This window comes from Ruegeria sp. 6PALISEP08, assembly GCF_001238295.1.
In the GTDB taxonomy this organism is placed as follows: Bacteria; Pseudomonadota; Alphaproteobacteria; order Rhodobacterales; family Rhodobacteraceae; genus Ruegeria.
Genome location: NZ_LGXZ01000016.1, coordinates 18,897 through 36,821, shown reverse-complemented (window position 1 = coordinate 36,821; position 17,925 = coordinate 18,897). Strand labels below are relative to the sequence as shown.

19 protein-coding genes and 1 pseudogene are annotated in these 17,925 nt (G+C 54.8%); 9 read left to right on the top strand and 11 right to left on the bottom strand.

Annotation, left to right across the window (positions count from 1 at the left end):
• Nucleotides 1-35: 35 nt before the first annotated feature.
• A complete protein-coding gene (gene mntR / locus ALB80_RS18995; protein WP_050605678.1) occupies nucleotides 36-488 on the top strand; it encodes a manganese-binding transcriptional regulator MntR in 453 nt (150 codons plus the stop codon).
• Between the two features lie 215 nt (nucleotides 489-703).
• Here mntR and ALB80_RS22750 read toward each other — a convergent pair.
• Nucleotides 704-936: pseudogene (locus ALB80_RS22750) on the bottom strand (GDCCVxC domain-containing (seleno)protein).
• 384 nt (nucleotides 937-1,320) lie between these two features.
• Between ALB80_RS22750 and ALB80_RS18985 the strand changes: the two are divergent.
• Together ALB80_RS18985 and ALB80_RS18980 are read left to right on the top strand one after the other, a co-directional pair.
• Nucleotides 1,321-1,818, top strand: coding sequence for a murein L,D-transpeptidase family protein (locus ALB80_RS18985; protein ID WP_050605676.1), 498 nt, complete (start codon nucleotides 1,321-1,323; stop codon nucleotides 1,816-1,818).
• Nucleotides 1,819-1,975: 157 nt separating this feature from the next.
• Nucleotides 1,976-2,245 (top strand): hypothetical protein, encoded by a 270-nt coding sequence (locus tag ALB80_RS18980; RefSeq protein WP_050605675.1) that lies wholly within the window; start codon nucleotides 1,976-1,978, stop codon nucleotides 2,243-2,245.
• A gap of 359 nt (nucleotides 2,246-2,604) precedes the next feature.
• Here the strand turns inward: ALB80_RS18980 and ALB80_RS18975 are convergent, their stop codons facing one another.
• The 3 genes from ALB80_RS18975 to ALB80_RS18960 form a co-directional block, all read right to left on the bottom strand.
• Nucleotides 2,605-3,171 carry a hypothetical protein gene (locus tag ALB80_RS18975; protein ID WP_157054265.1) on the bottom strand — a complete coding sequence of 189 codons (567 nt, stop codon included), beginning with the start codon at nucleotides 3,169-3,171 and terminating at the stop codon, nucleotides 2,605-2,607.
• A 365-nt stretch (nucleotides 3,172-3,536) separates the two neighbouring features.
• The gene (locus tag ALB80_RS18970) at nucleotides 3,537-3,731 is read right to left on the bottom strand and encodes a hypothetical protein (RefSeq protein WP_050605673.1); all 195 of its coding nucleotides are present in this window, start codon (nucleotides 3,729-3,731) and stop codon (nucleotides 3,537-3,539) included.
• A gap of 528 nt (nucleotides 3,732-4,259) precedes the next feature.
• A complete protein-coding gene (locus tag ALB80_RS18960) occupies nucleotides 4,260-4,439 on the bottom strand; it encodes a hypothetical protein (protein WP_050605671.1) in 180 nt (59 codons plus the stop codon).
• A gap of 331 nt (nucleotides 4,440-4,770) precedes the next feature.
• Here ALB80_RS18960 and ALB80_RS22270 point away from each other — a divergent pair, with 331 nt between their 5' ends.
• Nucleotides 4,771-4,920, top strand: a complete 150-nt coding sequence (locus tag ALB80_RS22270; RefSeq protein WP_157054264.1) for a hypothetical protein — start codon at nucleotides 4,771-4,773, stop codon at nucleotides 4,918-4,920.
• A gap of 828 nt (nucleotides 4,921-5,748) precedes the next feature.
• Here the strand turns inward: ALB80_RS22270 and ALB80_RS18945 are convergent.
• Together ALB80_RS18945 and ALB80_RS18940 are read right to left on the bottom strand one after the other, a co-directional pair.
• A complete protein-coding gene (locus ALB80_RS18945; protein ID WP_050605668.1) occupies nucleotides 5,749-6,330 on the bottom strand; it encodes a GNAT family N-acetyltransferase in 582 nt (193 codons plus the stop codon).
• A 19-nt stretch (nucleotides 6,331-6,349) separates the two neighbouring features.
• Nucleotides 6,350-6,835 carry a GNAT family N-acetyltransferase gene (locus tag ALB80_RS18940; protein WP_050605667.1) on the bottom strand — a complete coding sequence of 162 codons (486 nt, stop codon included), beginning with the start codon at nucleotides 6,833-6,835 and terminating at the stop codon, nucleotides 6,350-6,352.
• Nucleotides 6,836-7,201: 366 nt separating this feature from the next.
• On the opposite strand from ALB80_RS18940, the gene nthA reads away from it, so the two are divergent.
• From nthA to ALB80_RS18925, 3 genes are read left to right on the top strand one after another with little or no spacing between them, the layout of a single operon-like run.
• Nucleotides 7,202-7,843: a nitrile hydratase subunit alpha gene (nthA, locus tag ALB80_RS18935; RefSeq protein ID WP_050605666.1), complete on the top strand. Its 642-nt coding sequence runs from the start codon at nucleotides 7,202-7,204 to the stop codon at nucleotides 7,841-7,843.
• On the top strand, nucleotides 7,843-8,502 hold the full coding sequence (gene nthB / locus ALB80_RS18930) for a nitrile hydratase subunit beta (protein WP_050605665.1): 660 nt from the start codon (nucleotides 7,843-7,845) through the stop codon (nucleotides 8,500-8,502). The genes nthA and nthB overlap by 1 nt, the downstream gene beginning before the upstream one ends.
• Entirely contained in the window at nucleotides 8,489-8,818 is a 330-nt protein-coding gene (locus ALB80_RS18925; RefSeq protein WP_083445368.1) for a nitrile hydratase accessory protein, read from the top strand. The genes nthB and ALB80_RS18925 overlap by 14 nt, the downstream gene beginning before the upstream one ends.
• Nucleotides 8,819-9,265: 447 nt before the next feature.
• On the opposite strand, the gene ALB80_RS18915 is transcribed toward ALB80_RS18925, so the two are convergent.
• The gene (locus ALB80_RS18915) at nucleotides 9,266-10,096 is read right to left on the bottom strand and encodes a class I SAM-dependent methyltransferase (protein WP_050605662.1); all 831 of its coding nucleotides are present in this window, start codon (nucleotides 10,094-10,096) and stop codon (nucleotides 9,266-9,268) included.
• A 105-nt stretch (nucleotides 10,097-10,201) separates the two neighbouring features.
• Nucleotides 10,202-10,675 carry a cupin domain-containing protein gene (locus tag ALB80_RS18910; RefSeq protein ID WP_050605739.1) on the bottom strand — a complete coding sequence of 158 codons (474 nt, stop codon included), beginning with the start codon at nucleotides 10,673-10,675 and terminating at the stop codon, nucleotides 10,202-10,204.
• Between the two features lie 87 nt (nucleotides 10,676-10,762).
• Here ALB80_RS18910 and ALB80_RS18905 point away from each other — a divergent pair, with 87 nt between their 5' ends.
• Nucleotides 10,763-11,344: a TetR/AcrR family transcriptional regulator gene (locus ALB80_RS18905; RefSeq protein ID WP_172677920.1), complete on the top strand. Its 582-nt coding sequence runs from the start codon at nucleotides 10,763-10,765 to the stop codon at nucleotides 11,342-11,344.
• Between the two features lie 265 nt (nucleotides 11,345-11,609).
• Here ALB80_RS18905 and ALB80_RS18900 read toward each other — a convergent pair whose 3' ends face one another.
• The 3 genes from ALB80_RS18900 to ALB80_RS18890 are packed head-to-tail and all read right to left on the bottom strand — an operon-like array spanning nucleotide 11,610 to nucleotide 15,300.
• Entirely contained in the window at nucleotides 11,610-12,938 is a 1,329-nt protein-coding gene (locus ALB80_RS18900) for a site-specific integrase (RefSeq protein ID WP_050605660.1), read from the bottom strand.
• Nucleotides 12,935-15,040 carry a tyrosine-type recombinase/integrase gene (locus tag ALB80_RS18895; RefSeq protein WP_050605738.1) on the bottom strand — a complete coding sequence of 702 codons (2,106 nt, stop codon included), beginning with the start codon at nucleotides 15,038-15,040 and terminating at the stop codon, nucleotides 12,935-12,937. Before ALB80_RS18895 ends, ALB80_RS18900 begins: the two co-directional genes overlap by 4 nt.
• Before the next feature lie 32 nt (nucleotides 15,041-15,072).
• Nucleotides 15,073-15,300 carry a helix-turn-helix domain-containing protein gene (locus ALB80_RS18890; protein WP_050605659.1) on the bottom strand — a complete coding sequence of 76 codons (228 nt, stop codon included), beginning with the start codon at nucleotides 15,298-15,300 and terminating at the stop codon, nucleotides 15,073-15,075.
• Between the two features lie 264 nt (nucleotides 15,301-15,564).
• Between ALB80_RS18890 and ALB80_RS18885 the strand changes: the two genes are divergently transcribed.
• Entirely contained in the window at nucleotides 15,565-17,784 is a 2,220-nt protein-coding gene (locus ALB80_RS18885; protein WP_050605658.1) for a hypothetical protein, read from the top strand.
• Nucleotides 17,785-17,925: the final 141 nt, after the last annotated feature.

The following is a 17,925-nucleotide window of genomic DNA, read 5'->3' as shown; positions in this document are numbered from 1 at the left end:
ACTGGAGACAAGATCAGCGAGGTAATCGTGAGCCGATGACCGAAACATCACCGCAAAATTCAGATCGTAGCATTGACACTCAGGCGAGTGGATTTGAGGCTGTGCGACAGGCTCATCAGAGCGAAATGGTTGAAGACTACGTTGAACTTATCGCGGAGTTAATCCACCAGAATGGCTCGGCGCGCCCGGTCGAAATAGCAGAGCGACTTGGCGTAACCCAACCTACGGTCTCTAAGAACCTGGCTCGTTTGAAACGTGAGGGTTTCATTGAGCAAGTACCCTATCGGTCACTTCAACTGACCGATGCCGGGCGTCAATTGGCGGATGCTTGTAGAAGGCGTCACCGTATTGTCGTGGAATTCCTGATCGCTTTGGGTGTTTCACCGGAAGTCGCAGAACATGACGCTGAAGGTATTGAACATCATGTAAGCGAAGAAACTCTCGAGGTTTTCAAAGGGTTCGTTAGGCGCACTGATGAAACAAAATAGAAACTAAAAACTTCAATTATGTTCGTGAAATTTAGTAGAGCCAATTTCAGATACATAGAGTTTACCTTAATCTGCAGCTAGACCGTGACACTATCGGAGGGTGGGCAGCCCGGCGCGAAATTAGGTCGTACCTGAAATCTGATACTGGTGCGGACATTGCGAATAAACCCTTTACCCAAGTAGCCAAGTTAGTAACCGATCTAGCTCATCTACTACTATTGGGAATCGAGATTTCTAGCGGCGAAAACCTGACTACAGCAGCTATCCCCCAACTGAACAGGCGGACACGGAACGGTTGCGTAGGAACAGAAAACACAGCAATCGCCTTCTAACGGCTTCAAAAGTGCCTTGCATGATTTGCATTAAAAAACCACTGATAAAGGTCTGTTTGCATTACTTCAATTTCGACACGTCCGTATTCAGGGCAGATCAAAGTGCCATCGAGCACTTCCTTGTCTTTCTACCGATTTTGCCGCCGATCTTCGGACAGTTGGAATTCTCCGATCACGTTGGATCCAAGTATTCTTCGCAGATATGGTGGGCTAGCCTAATTGCTCTAGCGCCGCGAACGTCATTTCTGACACTTCCCTTCGGCTTTGCCCTGTTTTTTATCAAGATGGCGGCGCTACCGAGTGTAAATATCGCGTACATTTAAGGGGGTGCCGCACCACTTATTGAAATCGAAATGTTACTCATCGCACTGCTGGCGTGGTTGCCAAAACTGATCACTTGGCTTCCGGCACTCATCCTAGCGGGTTCGGTACATCTTTGCTCAACTGACTTTTGGTGGTATTCTGTTGACTAACAACAAAAAACAAGCCGAGCAGTTCCTATGAAACGACGTCTATTTCTCTCTGGCTTAATAGCCGCCTTTTTGTCTGGCTGTGCAAGCAAGTTCCGTACTTACAATGGGCCGGAAGTGACGCGACTGCGGCTATACAAGGGACAGCGCATACTTGTCCTCGATGGTGATGAGCGTGTTTTGCGAACTTTTCCGATTGGACTCGGGTTTGCCCCCGAAGGTCACAAGCAATTCGAAGGAGACGGGCGAACACCGGAAGGCTCCTATATGATTGACCGTCGCAATCCCGAAAGCCTTTTCCATCTTTCAATCGGAATCTCTTATCCGAACGAGGCGGATTCCGCCTTTGCCCGAGCTCGGGGCCGTTCTCCGGGCGGTGATATCTTCATTCATGGTGGCCCGCGCCCTGGGATTGATCCCACGGACAAGCGCGACTGGACGGCAGGGTGCATCGCAGTCGCAGATCAGGAAATTGAAGAGATCTACGCAATGGTTAAAGACGGTACGCCAATCGATATATATGCCTAACAAGACAGGTTCCAAATGGACAACGCTTGAGGGGGATTACGCAAACTGACTTAGCCCCACGTTGATGGCATAATTGGTTATCACCATATTGCGTTTTGACGGCAACCGGATCACGCTTGAAGAAAACGACCACACCCGCGGCCTCGCCGGTTAACATATGGACGGCTACGAATTCCAGGATGGAACGCTGGAATTCCGGTCAAAGAGTGTTCCACTGCCCTTCTCTACCTACGACAAGGATCAACGTGTGAGCCACGCTTCGATCACAGGGAACAAGCGACTGAGCGCAGTGCTGGAACACATCAAGCAAGAGCAGGATAAAGCACCACCGAAGAAGCGGCGCCTCGGCACTCAGGCCACCCGCTACACTCCAACAGGTCGGCGCAATAGCGGCTGGAATTCAATGCTCGCGAAAGCGGCGAAATAGGAGCGTGCAGCCAGCCAAGGCTGCGATGTTTGAGGTCTCCACCCGGCCAGGCTGCACCGCCTTTTCGCGACAACTGGGACATTTCTTTGCGGACCGAAGGACAATTCTACTTGGTTGCAACATGGTGTGAGCGACAACAGATAAGTGAATTTATGTTAAATATAAAGAGTATATTCCCCATGTAGGTCGCCCAATGTTTCGGCGCAAGTTTCTATCTCAGGCGGCCTCCTAAAACCGGGGTCGAATGACCCCAGCTCCATAGTATTGAGGCGTAGGAAGAACTAGCCGAGTACATTCTCGCCGGCGGTTTCAGGAGCGCCACTGATACTGCACTTACGGCGATGCTTTGAGGTCAGGATTCACCAACTCCAATTCACTTTCATTTCGACGAGGATACGTCGCCCATCGCCGAAATCCTTCGGACGTGCGTCACATGGATCTTCGGACCTGCTATCATAGTAACAACTGCTGGGAACAAACCCCGGAACACGGGCGCGCTCAAGTGACATCAAAGTGTCTTCGTGAGGTCTGCTGAGGCCCTGGCGGAAACTTGCGCCAGTCTCCAGGTTATGTCGCAGCCAATATCCGATTTCGGCTTTTTTGCCTGATTTCACATAAGCGTCTATGAGGGGTGCTGGCAGACTGGTGCAATCGGCAAGAATTTTGGTGAACGAAGCTGTCCAATCATCGTTGTCTTCGGACGATTCAGGATGCGAACCCCAGCCCAGATGCTTTGACGTATCGAGACGTTCCGACGCGATCCATTCGAGGCCGATCGATTCATCGCCCAAATCGTCATAGGGAGCGATCTCATCATAGATTAGATCATACAGGGCGCTTGTAATTTCATCGAGCGTTGCGCCCGATTGGATGTTCAGTTGTGCCTCATCGAACAAAACGAACTTTGACGTGCTTGGGTTACCCATCGATTTACTCCGTGTATACAAGTGGTTAGGGTGAATGCAAAGACATGCTCTTTGCTACAGGAAGAAAGTTGGTGTGTTTTGATTTTCCGGAAATCGATTTCGGAAAGAATTCCAACTTTTTTGAACGTGGTCTTGTTGGCGGCCACATCGCACAGATGGCGCAACTGGAAGATTGCAAGAAAAAGGAAAACTAACTGACAAATCACAGGACCTCACAAAACGGGGTCCGATGAATAATCAGTTTGCGCGTCTCTATCCCCGCGATCCGAGCATCGGGTGTAACCTCGAACCTGGATCACAGACACATCAGATCATCAGTGGGGTTGTCCTAATGCGATTGACCCGAAATGCGTCAACGCTCAGCATTAGACTGGGAAACTTCCATTTTCACCCACTTGGGCGAGTTCGCTTTCTGAAAAGGCCTCACCGATCTTGAGTAGCGCGTCCAACGCGGAATCGATTAGATTGGTCATCTCAGACGGTTCATCTGGTAACTCGTGATTGGGGGTGGGCATCGTAGGCGACTGTTGCAGATCGGATATCCATTCAATTTTTTTCATTTCTTTTCCTTAAGTTATCCCTTGTGCTTTCGCCTGAGAGAAATCAATTAGGGGTAAGGGGGAGGATTTTTTGAACCGTCGCGGGTGAGGTTCAAAAAATCCTCCCCCTTACCTCCTTGAGACAAGAGTATCTGATGATGCTTCCTTAGCAGATAAGCAGGCCGCGCATTTCTGTTCAGGTTTGTTCGAAATCCTGGATCCGTGGGACCGGTCGCCCGAGGAGTCGATCAAGCCAACGTTGATCGAACTCCGGCAAGTCTGAAATCAGTGTATTTTCCTGAGCGATGTCCAGCAACCACTCTCTAACGACATCGGCACGCCAACCAGGCAATAGGTATGGTAGAGCCGAGTAGATCATGGATCTCTTCAGATCTAGAACCCCTGTCAGATGGATCCCAATTCGCAGGCGTGTAAGCCAGTCAGGTCTTTACAAAAACCTAACGCCGCTCAAGCCAAGCCAGACCGACTTCAGTCGGCCAAGACCGGAGAGGCTCGAGCTCGAAGGTGCAAAAACAATGAAGAGGTTCATTAGCAAGACACCAGTTCATTCAGCAAATGATACGGTGCTGTTTCGCGGAACTCGGATACGAGATCAGGGTCTTTGATGCGACCCCGTCCAGCGGTCTCGAGCAGATGACGCACATAGACGAACCCGGCGATGGTAATGCCGGCGCCTGCGATGTTCAGTGCGATTTCTAATGCCGTCATCTGACTCTATTCTTCAAAAATGCACGTGCGCATAATTCCCTTGTTGCACCACGCCCGTAAGGCGTCACCAAGATATTTCTATTTATTATAGCGGCATGACATGGGAGCACAAAGAGAACAGCGTTGTCAGTAAGTGCTTGAAAGCAGCGCTCAAGGGCAAACTGTCACCAGATGGCCTCACCGAAGAGGAACACGAAATATGGGCGGGCGAGTTCATGGAAAAGATGGCATGTCCGAGTTCAGAAGCTATAGTGTTCTACGCCGATCCTCGGCATCGCGGGATCGAAGTCGGGATGGACGGCGACAGAAAGTTCAAACACGGGTTAGATAAATGAACGATCGAGCGAAATGGGTCTCAGAAGCGCGGGCCGGTGTAGAGGCTGAGCGCCGACGTCTGGAAAAAGATGGGCCCTCACTGGAGCGGCATCGACGTCCGGTTGCCGAGTTTTCTGCCACAGATCAGAAAAACGGATCTTTGTAGTTCGAGAGCGTTGCTCAGCGTTCGTGCTTTTATCACTTGAGCCACCCTCTTCACCCTTGGCGGCGCCGTCGGCAAGGACGCTACAGAGATACTCGATCTCAGCCCCAAGCATCTCATCAGGCAAGTTTGGAAATGCTTCGAATACAATCTCGCCTGTGTCACTCGCAGCAAAGTTCGCCATCTCGTGAGTGCCTTTGATCGTTAGAATGCCGCCGCAGGTGGAGTTGTCCTGCGTCTTCAAACCGCCGATCGTTTACTTCGCAAAAACTCTGGTGTTGAACCTTGCCCCGACTTGGCCTGGCGCGTTGAGGAAGTTGCGGCGGTCAACGGATTTTGTTGATAAAGGGCACCGATCACCCCGTGCGGGTGATGTCCCCCCGTTTTCGACAGTGTGCGGAATTTGCGGAAATACCGGCGATTTGGGGCGACCGGCGGGGCGGCAAAACGTTGTCCCGTCAGAGGTCTCTTGCCAACATGTGAAACCCATATCGGCGGCCTAGCAGCCGTTGGCGCAGCTCGCAACGAAAGTATTGGAAGAGCCCAACCTGTGGATTCGGATTTCTCGCTGCGAGCGCACGCAGCGGAGGTTTTTCTGCAATGGCGTTAGATTTCATGCTGCCTTGCAAATAAAACTACCGCCGTTCATGCATCGCGCAGCAAATTTGAAATCATGAATTCACAAGATGCGGACATTCCCGACCTTCGTTGCTCTCAGACCAACTGCAGCTCTCGAGGGGCACAGCAAATATGATTGATTGTGAGCGCCAACACCCCTTCAGCCGAAAAGCGAGAGCGGCCTCCGCTCAGAAAGACCGGTTACGCCCGATATCAGGACAGCGACTTGACGAGGAGAACCCAGTTTTTTGTTTCGGTCGCCCAGCCGTCTTTGACGCATGGGGCTTTGTCCAACTCAGAGTATCCCTTTCGCTCGTATAAACGTCTGGCTCCCACGTTTTCATCGGCGACAATAACACTCATTGTGTTGTATCCTGCGTCGCGGGCTATCTCGTCGGCGACTTCAAGTAATTTTGAACCAAGTCCCTGACCACGGGTCTCTGGGTAGCAAGCCAGAACATTGACATACCAGCTGTCCAACGCTTTGTTTTCCAGCTCCTGCAAGGGACGGAACAAGGCTGGGAAGTCATCTCCAATTACTTCTGGTTCAGATCCGATCCCATAGCCTGTAAGACCGGCAACCGCCCCGTTGCCAAAGTCAACTACGACCACTTGCCCCTCTCGTGCCTTTTCAGCCTGTCGCGCGCGACCGACCGCCCAGGCATCCTCGCCATCTTGTGCCAACCCGGTCCAGACATGGAGCGGCAGGCCTTCGCCTGCAAAGTTCACCAAGTCCGCAAGTGCATGGGCATCAGCTTCAACGGCTAATCGCAAAGGCTTTTCAAGTGGTATCACTTCTCTCACTCCAATGAGTTTAAAGTGTCATAGACATCTCATGCCAAGTCATTCCTCCATGGTCGGAAGTCGATGGCTGAAAATAACTGTATCCAAACCCCTCGTAGAGTGGGATGTAATGCTCTTTGCACATGAGGTGGATTGTCGACTTACCCATCCTTTTCATGCGCTCCACGAATTCGACCATCAATGACCGTGACAGACCCTTGCCCTGATGCGCGGGATCAACAACAACGGACATTATTACGACGTTTGGTGCGTCGGGGTCATGTCCGACAAGCTCCTTAAATTCCTCATCAGACATTTCGACTTCATGGGCACATCCGCAATTTATAAAGCCAACAATCTCGCCTTTTTCCTCAAGAACGAGGAAACCATCGGGATAGACCTCGATCCTCCTGAAAATCTTTTCGAAGGTTGCTGCTTCGTCGCCTTCATAGGCAGCAGTTTCGATCTCAAAGCACCGAGCTGCGTCGGAAGGTTTGGCGTTTCGGAATTCGTTCATGCGCCTACACTATTCGTGATGCATTGAGTTGCAAAGCTGCCGTTCGTATCCTCGCAGCATTCCGGAGGTATGGACTCTCTGCCGCCGAATGCCATAGCAGCGAGGACAAGAGTTTCGGTGGAACGAGGCCAGCCCTCGACGCGGCTGGCCAAATCTTTGATCTTGAGGCGTTTCTCCAAGCGCGCGGCAGTTGGAACCTCAAGAGCTGATGTTCGCAAGGGTGGCGGCGAAATCTGGCTCCGAGCCCACTTTGACCGATGCTGCGTTTCGTGCGAATGGCGGCTTTCGTGACCTCGGCGATGACGCCACAAAATCCGTTGACCGACAGAAAGTAGTTATGTGACGATAGCTCTCAAGGAGAATGCTATGCCGACATTCGACAGCGATAGGGCCGCAAAGTTGCACCGTGAGTTGCATTCTCACCTGCCATCTGATCCCGCTTTGCGCGTCAAGACACTCGAAAGCCTTGCTGTCGAGCGCGGTCTCGTCGCACCGGAAAGTATCGACGCATGGGTCGAGGCCTACTCCGAGCACATAGGCCCAAAGCGCGGCGCGCGAGTTGTGGCGCGGTCATGGCTTGATCCAGCATTTCGGGAAAGGCTGCTGGATAACGCGGCCGAGGCGATCAAGGACTTCGGCTTTCAGGGCGCTGCCACGGGTCACCTGAAAGCGATTGAGAATACAGACGATCAACATCACGTTATCGTTTGCACGCTTTGTTCCTGTTATCCGTTCGCGATATTGGGCATGTCCCCGGCTTGGTATAAGTCCAGTGAGTACCGTGCCCGGACTGTGCGGGAACCACGCGCTGTCCTAAAGGAATTCGGTGCGGTCATCCCTGAAAATGTGGCGGTCCGTGTTTGGGACAGTACGGCAGAGTTGCGGTACATCGTCATTCCGCAACGTCCAAGTGGAACAGAAGGATGGGACGAAGAACAGCTAGCATCAATCGTGACCCGGAACTCCATGATTGGAACCGAACGCGATCTGAACACTGAAGCACTGTAATGGATGGAATACACGATCTTGGTGGGGTGCAGGGTTTTGGGCCGATACCCTTGGATAAAGTGGATTCTGACTTCCGCGATCTGAAGGATTGGGAAAAGCGGATGTGGGGCCTTTCAAGCAGTCCGATTGCGCCGGGCATCACGATCGACTGGTTTCGCCACGGAATCGAACGCATGGTGCCGGAGGATTACCTGTCTTTTGCCTACTTCAATAAATGGTGCGCCAATTACTTCATGTTCATGCTCGACGATGGTGCGATCACGATCGAGGACATCAAACGCGGGCATATGAAAGTCGCGACGGCACCCCCAAAGGCCAAATCTGTCGCGGATGTGCTGGCGGAGGAAGCGGAAAGCGACTTCAGCTTTGAACGACAGACAACGCAGGTGCCGAAATTTACGGTTGGCCAAACCGTCCTTACGCGGCAGCGCATCAATGAAAATCACACCCGACTTCCGCGATATGCACGCGGCGCGCAGGGACGCGTGATCAGTCACCACGGGGCACATGCGCTTCCTGCAAAGGGTGCGCAAGGAATTGAAGCCTGCGAACACCTTTACTCCGTTGTGTTTCGCGCAACCGATTTTTGGGGCGATGAGGCCAATCCTCGTGATGAAGTCACACTTGATTTATGGGAAAGTTATCTTGTTCCAACCTGATGATCCATTTTCCCCACCAGAGCCGGTCTTTGACGAAGCATGGCAGGCACAGGCATTGGCGCTGGCAAATTCCATGGTGCAGTCGGGACATTTGACAAACACGGATTGGGCGGAGGCATTAGGTGCCGCATTGAAAGTCGCAGAGCGCGATAACGCACCAGACACTCTGGACACATATTATGGCGCGGTACTGAACGCACTGGAAACTCTTTTAGAGAATTACGCAGGTATTTCCGCTGAGTCTCGCCAGCAACGCCGCGCCGACTGGGAAGCGGCATATCGCAACACACCACATGGAAGTCCAGTTGAGCTATGAGAAGTGGAGGCATTTTGACCCAAATCACGTGACCTGAACGTTTTGTCTTCCTGACATCGGTCACGAAGACAGTTTTTCAGTAAGATTCGCGAAAGCAGACATTGGCGCGACATAGAGCGACGGCCGCTTCGGCCCGCTCCTCGATAGTCAGCGCTGGCCGCAGCGAAAGGGTGGTTTGATTTTCTGGCACCATGCTGGCCTTGAATGGCCGGTCTGGCGATACCTGCTGCGACGTAGCGATCAGGTCGCCGCACCTGCGAGCAATTGCTGCATCAGCAAAGGCGGCGTGAGCAAAAGGCGGCTGTGTTGCGCGTCTTCCCTGTTCGCGGACGATTGTGTGGATGGTAGTGATTGCCGACAGCACGCATTCGTGCATCGAGCGGCGAAGGTGTCGGAAGAGCCCAGAGTGGCCACTTCAAAAAGACACGAACTGCTCGAGGGCCGCTGCTAGCTATGCAGCCGTGCGTGCAACTCAATCGGCGCGATCAAACCACTCTCAATGTTTTGCACCATGTGACGCACTTTCAGCGCGGTGTCATCGCCCATGATGAGATGTAGCCCGAGTGGCGGGGGACCGTCGGCCAGGCTTTGTGCGGCAGCAAGATCAGCGAAGAACTGTTTAGCAAACGCTGTACGGTCAATGCGTTCCCCAACCTCAAACCCCACCGATTTTAAGGCCGCCTCATAGGTTTCGGGCGGGTCCAACGCGCTTAGTTCACGAGATGATGCCCACGGCGCCGGGTAATCCATTTGTCCGCTTCCGACCTGCATCACATCGTAGATCGCAAAGATGCCGCCAGGCTTGAGAACCCGCGCTGCTTCTCGCGCGATCCCAGTTTTATCGGCGATATTCATGCCGACGTGGATCATGTAGGCCGCGTCCATTGATGCGTCCTCAAAAGGCAATTCGAGCACGCTGCCTACAACCAATTCAATCTTGTCATTCAATCCCGTCCACTCGGTCAAAGCGCGCCCGGTTTCTACAAATTCGGGCGTCAGGTCGATGCCGGTGACCTGAGCTCCTGTCGTTGCAGCGACAAAGCGGGCTGGGCCTCCCAGACCACAGCCGAGGTCCAGAACGCGACTACACTTGGAAAGCTGTAACGACTTAACAAACTGTTCGGTTGCACGACGGCCACCAATATGAAATTCGTCCACCGGAGCGAGTGCGTCGTGCGCAATCGGTGGTGTCAGACCCAGCGCCGCGCAGCCGTCAGAGATGCGTTTAAGCAGATGTCCTGAATGATAGTGTTGGGCGACCTCTTGCAGGTTCGTCATGACATAGCCTCCCCAATAGTGATGATGGCAGGATATATCAGCAGGGATAATATGTCAGCTTACCGCCCAGACTTGAGCGCGCTTGAGCGCGTGGCTTAGGTTGCTTCAAGCGGGCGCGTCTTCAGGGGCCAGGATCGTCATGCCGGCCTTTTCCGCCACCGCCATGATCGCCGGAATGTCGGGTGGCCCATCGGGTGCAGGAATATCCGTTGTGCCGTCCGGCATTGCTTCGCCCGCTTCGGTGAAGAATGTATCATGCATAGCTCCCGGAGCGTTGATGCATAGCAAGCGACCTGGAGTTTGCCCAATACAAGTAAACGCGTGCACCGCGCCATCGGGGACTTTCACGAAATCGCCGCTGCTTACCTTTTTTGTCTCGCCGTTTAGGAAGAACTCAAACTCGCCTTCGAGCACATAGAAACTCTCATCTTCGCCAGCGTGATGATTGGGGGGCGCGCCGGCACCCGGGGCGGTCTTGATTTCAACGATTGTACAGCGATCTCCGGTTTCGGCTGGAAATGCGTGGAATTTCAGCAGGTTCCCAAGAAGGTGATATGTGCGAGGGCGAGATTGCGCCATTTCAACGACTCCCTTTACTTCGATGAATGTAGCTTTATGATACACATATCTATTCATGAGACAAGTGTACCATTAAGGAACATCGATGTGGCCCCTCGAACCAATCAAAAGAACAGGACTAGAGAGGCGTTGCTGGCGGCGGCACGTGAGCTTATGGCAGAGGGGGAAAATGTGACGCTTGCCAAAGTCGCAGAGCGCGCGAAAACCGGTCGGGCAACGGTATACCGGTACTTCTCCGATCCCGGCGTGTTGGCCCTCGACGCGACCCTCGACATAGAGGTGATGCCGACCGCAGAATTGCTGGAAGGACTTGAGGATGTACGCAACCGTGTGCACGCGGTTGCGCGCTACTATCTGGATTTCTCCCGCAAACATGAGGCTTTCTTTCGCCAGTTTCTGGCTGAATCGCTTAAGGCATCACTGCAAGACGGCACTGTCAAAATGCGTGGAGCGAGAAGGGTCGCGGCATTTGGAGAGGCCCTTGAACCCGTTTGCAGCTCGATGAAACTGAGCGATTACGAAGATCTGACACTACGTTTGGCCATGACAACAGGCATAGAGCAGTTTGTGATATTGGAAGATATACTGCGCGTAGATCAGCAAAAGGGCTGCCGGCTACAAGAAGGTCTCGTGGACGCTCTGCTTAACCAGTACCTGCCGAAAGTGTGAAACGCACCAGCAACGCAATTTCGGTTAGATGGGCGCTTTTCAGCTGTGCAGATGCTCAGCTGAACGTGTTGCAATGCAGCGAACGACAGCGATGTCCGCATTATTCCAGTTCGCTCACGCCCCCGCGACCGCCCGGATTGGCTATTCTGGTTTCAACCACCCCGCGTCTGTCTCCCTGCTCTTGCGTCACGCCCGATACAAAAAAGGTCAGTATCCCGGAGCAAAACAGGTCACCGCGGGGCGTCGAATTTTTTTGAATGCCGTATCAAAGGTCAAGATCAACGCCCGCTCCTTGGTAGGAAGACAATAGCGCACCAAACTCCTCTGCCGCCTGAATGCCCTCCGAATGATCATAGTGACGGGCCACGGTTGACTGGGACTTGTGACCGAGCAGCGCGGCGGCGGCGCGGCCTGTTGCTGTCATGGTTTCGCTGGCCTGCGTCGCTACGTTGTCGCGCAACCGATGGATGGATATGCGGGTTCCGAATGCCTTTTCGGTCATGTTGCCGGTCAATCGGCCGATCTGTTTTTCACTGATCCCGGTGTTCCGGGATTTGATGGATGGAAACACCGCGCATCCGTCATCGAATATTGGGCGAAACAACTGACGATACTCCTGCAGAGCTTGCGCCAAACGCCGATTATGCAGGCTGCGTTCATACGGGGCACCCTGTTTTCGCTCTTCCGGCAGTTTCAGCATCGACGCCGGAATGCGGATGCCGACGGTGTCGTCATCGCGAAGGGAGAGACTGCTGCCGAAGGACAGGCAGGACAAAGCCCGGGCCCGCTGCGGCAAGGCCGTTCCGATGGCCAGGATCAATCCATTCCGGTACTGCCTTGCGGCATCCAATCCCCGCATCGGGGCTGACCGCGCGTTGTCGATATGTCGGAAACCAAGATCCCAGATTGCCGTGGCGCCAACGAGTTGCGCGCCAGTTTTGGTCACCGCACCTTCCTGATCTGCCCTGTTGCGCCAGTCGGCAACAACGAAGTTACAGGCGGTGGAAGCAAATCCGGGCTGAACCAGGCCAATCCCGCTCAGAATGCGCGACTGGTAATCAGCAACCGTCCGTGCCCCCACAGTTTGCCCATCTTCCCGATCAGCAAACAGGTGGCGTCCAAATGCGTCCAGAGAAGAGCCCGTCGGCACCATTGAACACCCATGCACCGAACAATAAGCGGCCCATCTCTTCAAAGCCCGGATGACGTTCAGAGTGTGGGCCGCGCTCCAAAGCGTCTGACCCAACACGCGCTTTCCCTGTTTGGACAGCGATATCTGCCCGGCGATCGGGGAATGCCAATGTTTGGGAAGCTCTTGAAGCAACGCTTCGGCCTCACCCCATGCGGTCCTCCGGGGTGGTTTCTGCGACACTCTATGTTGGCGCAGGACCTGCGCAAAATGCGCGGTCCGCCCCCGCCCCCATTTGGCATTGGCCATCTGCTGAACATAGGCAAACTCGGACAGGGCCGTGGCGCCTGTTTCAGCTTGCCGTTGCGACAGATGTTCCGAAAGTTCAGCCCGTCCGGGGACTGGGTCGCTGGGAGATGCCCTGCGGATGTCAGCGAGCAATCGCAGATGAGCGTTGAGGGTCATGCAAACCTCCTTTTGATGTTGCGTTTTGATGAGTTCCCCGCGGATTTCTCGTTCAGTTTTTCCTGCCATTCATCCAGCAGCAGGTCTTCATCCAGCTCGGCATAGTAATCGAGCGTAGTTTGCAGGGTCTTGTGCCCCAGCAGGCGCTGAACTTTCGGCAGATGATCCGGGCAATCTTTCAGCCAGATCCATCCAATCAGATGGCGATAGAGATGGGGGTGGATCTGAACACCGACATGCTTTGCGAGGAGCCGGGTCACGCGCTTGAGCAAAACACCGTAATGTGCGCCGTTTGCCTCTTTCCCCTGGCTTGGAAACAGATACGGATTCTGTTTGTCGCCTGATTTCAGAATGCGGGGACGAAGGTCCTCCAGATACGTCCGAAGCAATCGGCTCGTGCTTTCGCTGAGCAGGATCGGGAGATCCGCATCCCCTTTCCCGCGCATTTTAACCTCGGCGGCAGGCACTGTCAGGCGGGCCACATCGCCATGCCAGGACATCCAGTCCAGCCTTGCGCGCAGGACATTGTCGCTGCGCGGCGCCCGGCTCATCAGGATGTCATGCGCCAGCGCGACCATCACGTCGCGGATCAACTCCGCATCCATGATTTCGATCTTTGCCGGTAAGGTACCCGACCTTGCCTTGTGCGCCTTCCGGCGGCGATCAACTTCATCGTTTACCGCGGCGATGATCGATCCCGACAGCCGGATCGTCCCGGTGACCCGGGTCTCGGTAAACTGCTGGAGTTTCGCCTTGTTGCGCGGTGCGATCCCGGAAATGCCAGTATCATGCAGTTTGATGAGATCTGTGATGTGTTTCAGGTCTTCTGGAGACCGGCAGATATATCCGGCCGCGATCTTGTGCATGGATTTTAGAACACTGGCGACATAACCGCTGGGATAATCGCCCTTGTTGCTCTCCGCGAGCGCCTCAGCACCTACTTCGAGAAACTCCGGATCGGTCAGTTCTTCGAGTGTTTCAGGAACCACATCCGTCGCCGCGATGATGGCCTTGGCCATGGATTTGACATAGCCACGGCGCCGATCCAGCGTCGACGCGCTCCAGCAGTCCCTTCCAATCAGAAACCCGGCATCCGCAGCCACGACAGGCGCTGTATCCCGGACTGTTGTTCCCGATCTCTTCAGGCGATCTGTCTTTGCATTGCGCAGCCGGGCTTTCTTGTCGGAAACCGGCGCTTCCAGCGCATCAAGGGATGCAATGAAGTCTGACCGGGACAACCCATCGCGTGACACTATCCCTGTCACCCAGGGTGCGACGCGGGTTTCAAATTCCGCCAGCAATGGCGCGATCAGCGCTGCACTGACACCAAACTTGTCGCGACCATCCTCAAACGGATGGTCCGCCGCGACGAAACCGAAGCCCGAAAGATCTGCATGGCCTGACAGCTTGTCCAGCAAGGTTGCGATCTCGCACACATGCTTTTTGCAACTCACCTCTCCTTTGGACGACACGTCAACCCGGTAACGGTAATAGTCTGCCAGGGTGTCAGTGGAAATCGAGCTTGGGTCGATATTCGCGTCATGCAGGAAGACCAGGAACGGTCCCGACGCGACTTTGGACGACGCGGGCAAGTCGCTGGCCTGGATGGCTTTATACACATCCCCATAGATCCCCCCGATATCATCGATCCGCCGTTGTCGCTGGCGCGATTGACCACCCGCCACGGCTTTCACCAACGCGGATCGATAGGTTGCGAAACTGCCTTTTGTCAGTTTGACGCTTGCAGGACCGTTGCGATCGAAAAAGTCGATGACATCCTGCTTGCAGGCCACTTTCAATTCTGGTGTCCAGCTCGCGTTGCGGCAGAGCCATTTCAGCTTTGAGACGCGGCTGGTGTCGCCTTTGGTCTGACCATCGGCGATAAGGTCGGCATAGGTTCGCGGCGGTTCTTTCCCAAGGCTCAGAAAATCACGACCGGTTGCCTCGGACAGCGCCACAAGCGTGGTGTGGCGCGGCGTGAGTCCGGGGATGTTCAGGATGTCAGAGACAGCTTTCGCGTTCAGCCCTGCGCGCAGCGAAAGCGCGCGTTGGGACTCTCCGCTGGTTTTGAGATATGCTTTTAGTTCCTGTGCAAGGGTCATGATCCTGGCTCCGTCATTTGGTTGGTGACCGGTCATTCGAGTTCGAGATCCGGCCTTCCCTGGTCAGGCCGGACGCGAAGCTCGAAAATCGCGAGCCATTCGTCTTTGATGGTCCAGGATTTCCCCAGTTTTGCCGCTTGCAACTTGATCACCCCGTGTGGCGTCGGGCAGCCATGATTGATCCAGTCCCGGATCGTGTGGGGATCGCGCCGGAAGATTTCGGCGATTTCATTCACCGAGTAGTATTTTGGAGCCTGCATCCTTTACCTCCTGTTTATGAGGAGGAATTGGGTCCAAACGGCGCCTCACGGAAATTTCGAAGGAAAGTTTTTGCCGTTGATCACCCGGATTTCGATGCCATCGACCCGGGGTCGAACCACCGCCAGTTCAACACCTTTTGGGTCACGCCGGTAATAGATGTCTTATTTCCGGTCCGCCCCAAATCTTCCAAACCAGATCTCAATTTCCCGGATTTCCGGTGCAGACCCAGGTCATCGCCAGCGACGACAACACGGAGAGCGGCGATGACCATCACAGATACCAAAGGGGACAGTCCGAGAGACGCAACAGGGCGTTTCACCGGGCAAGGCGCGTTCGACAGTGAAACACCGGCGCCAGTGACGAATTTCACCTCTTTGGCAGACGCAGATCGAGATCTGCGTGTTGCCCTGGAAGCGGCAGACGAGGTCTTGGCGTCATCGGGTCAGGACAACGCAAAAGTCCCGACAGTCGTCTGCCGTGCCAGTCCCGGCGCAGGCAAAAGCCGGCTTGCAAGACTGCTTCTGGCTGAAAAGGAAAAACGCAGCACGGACCAGCATGTGTCCTTTCACCTGCCAACCCTCGCGTTGGCCGAAGAGGCCGCGTCCGACGCCCGCGCGTTAGGTTTGGATGCCAAAGCGATCCGGGGGCGTTCGGCACCGCACCCGGATGGGCGCGGAAACATGTGCGCGCGAGCTGAGCTGGTGGAGCGGGCGGGCCGCCTTGGTCTCTCGGCACAGCAGAGTTTCTGCCGACGCGAAGAGACTGATGGGACCGCAAAGCTCTGCCCGCATTTTAAGGAATGTGCCTATCTCAAGCAGTTTCGCGTTGGAGCCAGATACCGTTTTCTCGCAACCGCTTATCTGTCCCTGCCCGATCCGGCTGAAAAGTGCGATCTGCGGATCGTCGATGAAACCTTCTGGCCGCAATTCCTGATGATCCAGGATGTATCAGCGGCCGCGTTCACAAATCCACGCATGCATTTCCCCGCCGCAATGGCCGCGCAGCACGCCAGCTTGCTGGAGGCCGCGAAACAGGTTGTTGCGGCTTTGATGGACAATGCGTCGCCGTTGACTTTGCCCTTCTCCAGCGAGGACTATCTGCGCTTGAGTGACTTGGAATGGATGGGGCAAGCCCCCTGCCCCGACCTGTCTCCCGACCAGAATGAGGTGCAGCAGGCCAGGTTGCTTGGAAAAGCGGAACAGAACCACCGGTATGTTTCCGGGTACGCTGCACTCTGGCGGGTGCTGGCCGATGCAAAGGCCGCGGGCCTACGTACGACTGAGCGTTTGAGGCTGATTGTCGAGGGCGATGCTTTCTTCATCCGCGTGCTGCGTCGAAAACCGCTCAGGCATAAGGAACCCATGCTGGTTCTCGATGCTGATGCTGACACCACCATCCTGTCCGCGCTTGCATGTGATATCCGCAAGCTTCATGACGTCACGCTGCGCCCAAATGCCCTTGTGACGCAGCTGCATGATCGCAGAATGACAAAGGGCAGCCTGCTGAAGAATTCCGGCTTGCGTGAGAGCTGGCGGCGGATCATCGCACGGGAGGTTCTGATGGATCGCCTGGACAAAAACGCTGGCGTCCTTGTTGGCGCTACACGAAAGGTCGTGCGGGCCTTCTTCGAGGATGCAGGTCATGGATTCGAGGGCATGTCCGAGGCTGAAGTTTCGAAGTTCATGCTGAGTACCAAGCTGCACGGCGCGCAGTGGCTCTGGTTCGGTGGCCGGGCCCTGGGGTCCAATCGTTACCAGAATTGCTCAACCGTCATCGTGATCGGGCGGGAAGAACTCCCGGTTTCTGCGCTCGAAGATCAGGCGCGCGCACTCTGGGGAGATACGCCCGGAAACCCGTTAGACCTGCTGACCCCGGACACAATGGGCCAGACGCGCATGCCCGAAGAACTGACCCCCTACGAAATGACGGACGGAACCTCAAAAGCCGTTCTGGTGCCGTGCCACCCGGATCCCCGCGTGCGTCGCCTGCAGCTGCAAAGCCGTGAGCTGTCGTCGCGCCAATTGATCGAAAGGCTGCGTCTGGCGCGGGCGAAACATACGAAAAAGGTAATCATCGGCTGCAACATCCCGATCCCGGGTATCCCGGTGGACAGACTGGTGCCCTGGCAGGCGCTGACCCCAAACCGTCTCGACGCAGCAATTACAGATGGCTTGCTTGAGAACGGCGCGATCCGGATGTCACCCCAAGGTTTGACCGATGGTGCGCCGAGGGTGTTTTCGAGTGTGGAAGCCGCGCGTACATTCCTGAAACGCGGCAATCAGACGCCCAAATTGCGTAGTTTCTTGACAGCAACCAATCAGGCCTGCCCGAGCCTTGTTTTTGCCAAGATAAAGCGCGCGGCCCGGTACGCGCGAACGGAAGTTGTGGTTTTTCTGGCCCAAGGTAATCCAACAAAGGAGACAGCTGAACGCATCTGGGGCGAACTCAAACACTTCCGGTGCATGTCGAAAAACGGCCTTTGACGCATGCGCAGCAAAAGGGTCGCTGGTCCGCGCTTCGAAACTGCGGGACGCTATGTTCAGATGTCGGCAGAGCGGACCATTGCTTCTGTTGAATTAGTGCTATGTGAAGGATCGCTTTCAGAAGCGGGGGCACGTCAAGGA

Bases quoted from the DNA above. Each gene is read 5' to 3' on its own strand.
- mntR (WP_050605678.1), top strand. From the start codon at position 36: ATGACCGAAACATCACCGCAAAATTCAGATCGTAGCATTGACACTCAG.
- ALB80_RS18985 (WP_050605676.1), top strand. From the start codon at position 1,321: ATGAAACGACGTCTATTTCTCTCTGGCTTAATAGCCGCCTTTTTGTCT.
- ALB80_RS18980 (WP_050605675.1), top strand. From the start codon at position 1,976: ATGGACGGCTACGAATTCCAGGATGGAACGCTGGAATTCCGGTCAAAG.
- ALB80_RS18975 (WP_157054265.1), bottom strand. From the start codon at position 3,171: ATGGGTAACCCAAGCACGTCAAAGTTCGTTTTGTTCGATGAGGCACAA.
- ALB80_RS18970 (WP_050605673.1), bottom strand. From the start codon at position 3,731: ATGAAAAAAATTGAATGGATATCCGATCTGCAACAGTCGCCTACGATG.
- ALB80_RS18960 (WP_050605671.1), bottom strand. From the start codon at position 4,439: ATGACGGCATTAGAAATCGCACTGAACATCGCAGGCGCCGGCATTACC.
- ALB80_RS22270 (WP_157054264.1), top strand. From the start codon at position 4,771: ATGAACGATCGAGCGAAATGGGTCTCAGAAGCGCGGGCCGGTGTAGAG.
- ALB80_RS18940 (WP_050605667.1), bottom strand. From the start codon at position 6,835: ATGAACGAATTCCGAAACGCCAAACCTTCCGACGCAGCTCGGTGCTTT.
- nthA (WP_050605666.1), top strand. From the start codon at position 7,202: ATGCCGACATTCGACAGCGATAGGGCCGCAAAGTTGCACCGTGAGTTG.
- nthB (WP_050605665.1), top strand. From the start codon at position 7,843: ATGGATGGAATACACGATCTTGGTGGGGTGCAGGGTTTTGGGCCGATA.
- ALB80_RS18915 (WP_050605662.1), bottom strand. From the start codon at position 10,096: ATGACGAACCTGCAAGAGGTCGCCCAACACTATCATTCAGGACATCTG.
- ALB80_RS18910 (WP_050605739.1), bottom strand. From the start codon at position 10,675: ATGGCGCAATCTCGCCCTCGCACATATCACCTTCTTGGGAACCTGCTG.
- ALB80_RS18900 (WP_050605660.1), bottom strand. From the start codon at position 12,938: ATGACCCTCAACGCTCATCTGCGATTGCTCGCTGACATCCGCAGGGCA.
- ALB80_RS18895 (WP_050605738.1), bottom strand. From the start codon at position 15,040: ATGACCCTTGCACAGGAACTAAAAGCATATCTCAAAACCAGCGGAGAG.
- ALB80_RS18890 (WP_050605659.1), bottom strand. From the start codon at position 15,300: ATGCAGGCTCCAAAATACTACTCGGTGAATGAAATCGCCGAAATCTTC.
- ALB80_RS18885 (WP_050605658.1), top strand. From the start codon at position 15,565: ATGACCATCACAGATACCAAAGGGGACAGTCCGAGAGACGCAACAGGG.